This window comes from Vibrio makurazakiensis (genome assembly GCF_050337375.1).
In the GTDB taxonomy this organism is placed as follows: Bacteria; Pseudomonadota; Gammaproteobacteria; order Enterobacterales; family Vibrionaceae; genus Vibrio; species Vibrio makurazakiensis.
This window is the reverse complement of sequence record NZ_JAKJSW010000286.1, coordinates 1-4,185: the sequence shown is the minus strand read 5'-3', so window position 1 is coordinate 4,185 and position 4,185 is coordinate 1. Positions and strand designations below refer to the sequence as shown.

General features: G+C 43.8%; 2 protein-coding genes. One reads left to right on the top strand and one right to left on the bottom strand.

All coding sequences use genetic code 11. From position 1 onward, the window contains the following. Positions 1-1,882: cellulose-binding domain-containing protein (locus L4C33_RS20050; RefSeq protein WP_428814166.1), on the top strand; the 1,882-nt coding region annotated here is incomplete at its 5' end. A 315-nt stretch (positions 1,883-2,197) separates the two neighbouring features. Here L4C33_RS20050 and L4C33_RS20045 read toward each other — a convergent pair. Next, complete coding sequence (locus L4C33_RS20045; RefSeq protein WP_428814165.1) at positions 2,198-3,802, bottom strand: BCCT family transporter; 1,605 nt, start codon at positions 3,800-3,802, stop codon at positions 2,198-2,200. Positions 3,803-4,185: the final 383 nt, after the last annotated feature.

Genomic DNA, 4,185 nt, shown 5'->3' with positions numbered 1-4,185 from the left:
CACAACATCTATCATCCTGAACGGTGACGTGCTGGATGTAGCTTCAGCAGACAAAGGGATATCTTTAGGATCTGTGTCTGTGAAACAAGCCTTAACAGCAGCGGCTGATGCAACAGGAAGTCAAATCGATATCAACGATATCAATGCTCTCACTGATGATGCGCAAGGTTGGGCTCAAGCGCACAACCTTGTTATCTCGACGCTGGCTCCACAAGCAACATTCGGTTGGTCGTTGAATATTGGCGACTTCGCTTACAATACCCATTCGGGTAAGCGAGCAGTTTGGAATGCTGCGTCTTCATCGACATCAGATTTGTTATCTAGTTTCGAACTTTACAAAGCGACTTCGACGACAAAAGCTGACTTTATCGCCTTCAACAAGTCGAGCACATCCCCTGCTTTAAGTGATGAGCAATGGCATTACGCCCTAGAGTATGTAAAACAGGTCAGTGACTATACTCAGACACCAGCGCTACTTTCGTCCGTTCCTACCACTCAAGCAGCAAGTTACTTCTTGGGTAATACCTCAGGCGACAGTCATATTCGTAAAGCGGCAAGCAGTAACATTTTTGGTGTTTTGTTTGACACTGAAACCACGGACTTAACTGCTAAAATTGCACGCTACCAAAATGCAACTGTGCCTCTGTACTATGTCGGTGAAAATGTGGCTAATGGCCCATTAACTCGCCTTGCTTCTCTAAACGCCGAGCTAACCGGTGCAGAGTCTGCAATGAATAATCAGGCATTCCTATTTGAGACTCCCCAATCACAGTGGATCCCATCTACTGTTTATAAGTGGGCAGACTTCTTAGCTGGCCTGAACTCTATGCACAATGTCGGCGTTGCGGGTAACACCTTCTGGTTGCTTGATGACACTGCAGATGAAGCAACAAATGCAATGTATGCCAAAGTTGCCATTGCTGCATTCCTTTCACAAAGTATGCAGGAGACCATCCGTTACAATGCCTGTGACGAAAACAACTGGTCTGAAGTACGATATGGTGCGCCAGTTAACTACCCAATGACTGCGAGCTGTGGTCAGTTGGATCAAAAATATGCTGATTACGGTATGGATCCAGTAACAGGTGTTGATCATCCCTATTCTTGTCCGCGTGATCCGAAGATGGAAGTTAGCGCAATGACCAATGCTAAATGGTATGGCGCACCTGCTCCTATCTTTGCTGCTCCTGACTCAGTACTTAATGAACAAGGGTTACTAGTTAACGGCAACGTTGGTCGCTGGACAAATGATGGTCACTGTATGGACGTTCCAACAGCAATCGATTCTTCGAAACAAGTGTGGGAACGCGAGGACTGTAAAGTCTATGAAGACCAAAAAGCMGGTAAATTCATTTGGGATGGTACGGATACTAACGGAACTGTAGAAGGTTGTGGTTGGTGGGGCCGTGGCGTAATTCAAACTACGGGTCGACAAAACTTTGGTACATTGAACCACTTCATGGGTCGTTCTCATGTTGACCCTGCAGCCATTGGTACAACGGTCAACGGTGTTGTTGTAGAAGCGCCACCAGCAAGCCCATTATATGCAGACCTCGACTTCTGTTCTAATCCTAGTCTGATTTGTAGCTCTGAGGAAAACAGAGAGATCAAATGGATCGCTGGGTTATTCTACTGGGTCACTTCTGTACAGGCTTACAACGATGAAGGTGGTGCATACGCAGGTTGGAACTATCATGCTGAGCTTAAAAGCTACGTAGATGGTGGAATGAAAGGGACAGCGTTTATTGATGCTGTGTCTGGCATCGTTAACCGAGGTTGCCCAGACAGCACTTGTCCAGTAAGTGGTGATGTTCATGCAATTAAAGAGCGTCAAGATAACTTCAAACTTGTTCTTCAAACCCTAGGGTTGAATCCACAATAAACATAAGAGGGTTCCCCCTCTCCTTAATTAAAAAGGCTCCCTAATCTCGGGAGCCTTTTTATTTTCATATGGTTAGTAACCAATACGTTCAACAAGCGATCTCTGTTTTCGAAAGCGACCTTAATATGAACTACGAAAAATAGTCGTGTGATTGAAGAGTGCCTGAAAGCTTCATGGCTTGGAGAAGTTCCATACTCTTCAATATTTACATCGAGTCTTCCGCTCTATCATAAAGACCTCTCCCCTAAACAAAAGCTCCCTAGCACATAGTACTAGAGAGCTTTATTGTAGAGCGAATCCTTGACCTAATGGAAACTAACGCGGTGAGTTAGCTGAAACCTGAAGTTTATCTACTTCCGTTAATAGTCCTTTAAACAGGCTCACACTACCTAGTAACAAAATAATGGTAAACGGCATTGCTGCTATGATGGTGATTGATTGCAGAGATTGAATAGATTGAGTACCACCAATCCACAACATAACCATTGCGATAGCACCAGATATAACAGCCCAGACTACTTTCTGTTTAACCGGTACTTCTAGTTTGCCACCAGCAGTCATGCCATCAATAACGATGGAGCCCGAGTCTAGCGTTGTCACAAAGAAAACGATAATCAGTGCAACAGCAATAACGGATAGGATATTGCCGAATGGATACGCATCTAACATATAGAATAAGCTGAGAGATACATCTGCAATGCCCTGGTCTAGCCCGAGTTGCCCGACTTTATCTATTACCTGTTCAATTGCAACGCCACCGAAGATAGACATCCAAGCAGCTGTTACCAATGTTGGGATAAGTAATACACAAAGAAGGAACTCGCGAACGGTACGTCCTTTAGATATACGTGCTACGAACATACCGAAGAAAGGTGCATACGCAACCCACCATGCCCAGTAGAACACAGTCCAACCATGAAGCCATGTTGTATCTTCACGCCCTGAACTTTGGCTCAGCGCGACGATATTTTTTACATAGCCAGTCACCGCTGTCGCCAATGAATCAAGTACTGTGGTGAAATTCAAGACTGCGATAAGGCCTAGGAAAACAAAGGCAATCACCATATTCAAGTTACTTAGAAACTTAACACCGCCATCCATGCCGCGAAGCACAGAAACAATCGCTAAGCCCATGATAAGAACAATAATGGACTGCTGTAGGTAAATGTTGTTTTCCAAACCGAATACGTGGCTAATACCACTTGCCGCTTGTGTACCACCAAGCCCTAACGAAGTAGCTAGACCAAATAGAGTAACCAATACCGTTAGAACATCGATTACATCACCTGTTTTACCCCACACTCGGTCACCCAATAATGGATAAAACACCGAGCGCATTGATAACGGTAAGCCTTTATTATAAACAAAGTACGCAAGACATAGCGCCGTCATGCCATAGATTGCCCACGCATGTAAGCCCCAGTGAAATACTGTTGCGCCTAACGCTAACTCGCGGCCAGCTTCTGTATAGGGTTCTGCATTAAGCGGTGTTCCAAAATAATTAGTGAAGAAAGCTGTTGGCTCTGCAACCCCCCAGAAAATGAGTCCAATACCCATGCCCGCAGCAAATAACATCGCAATCCAAGAGGCTTTGGAATAATCAGGGGTCGCGTCTTCGCCACCTAAGCGGATTTTACCTAAAGGTGAAAATGCTAAAATGATGGCAAAGATTAACAGGATGTTAGCTCCCCACATAAACAGGAAGTCGAAGTTTGAAAGCACTGCACCCTTAATAGAATCAATAGCAGCTTTTGCATCTGCTGGAGGTAATGCGAGAAGGGTGACAATGAAAAGAATAGATAAGCCAACTGAGGCTACAAAAACGGTGTTATGGACATCCATGCCCCATTTACTGACGTTATCTTGACCAACTTGATAATCAGTAGAATCAATACTGTACTTTTTTGATTTAAAACTCATAAATTATGATGTTCACGTATCCGAATAATCGAATACAAGGACCAACTCCATATCCAATGACGACTTGATTGGCTAACCGCACCATATAGCAAATATGATATAGGTGATTAATGGTTTTTTGCTCAATCCCAAGCCGCATACTCTAGCACGTAATGAGGCTGCCCTAATTAGATATCAGTCAATAACCATGGGGAAATACCCAATTATGTTGTTACTAGAATTAACCTATTAGCAAGCCAAATCATTCAACCATTACTTATTAACATTACGGTTATCAGTTCACTATTTTCAGCTCGCTTTAGGAGTGAATGAGTCTGCATATACAATGATAAACCGAAGGTGTTCATAATCTTTATGAGTTGATGATCACGGACGCATCAACC

Coding starts and splice junctions, on each gene's coding strand:
- L4C33_RS20045 (WP_428814165.1), bottom strand. CDS start 3,802: ATGAGTTTTAAATCAAAAAAGTACAGTATTGATTCTACTGATTATCAA.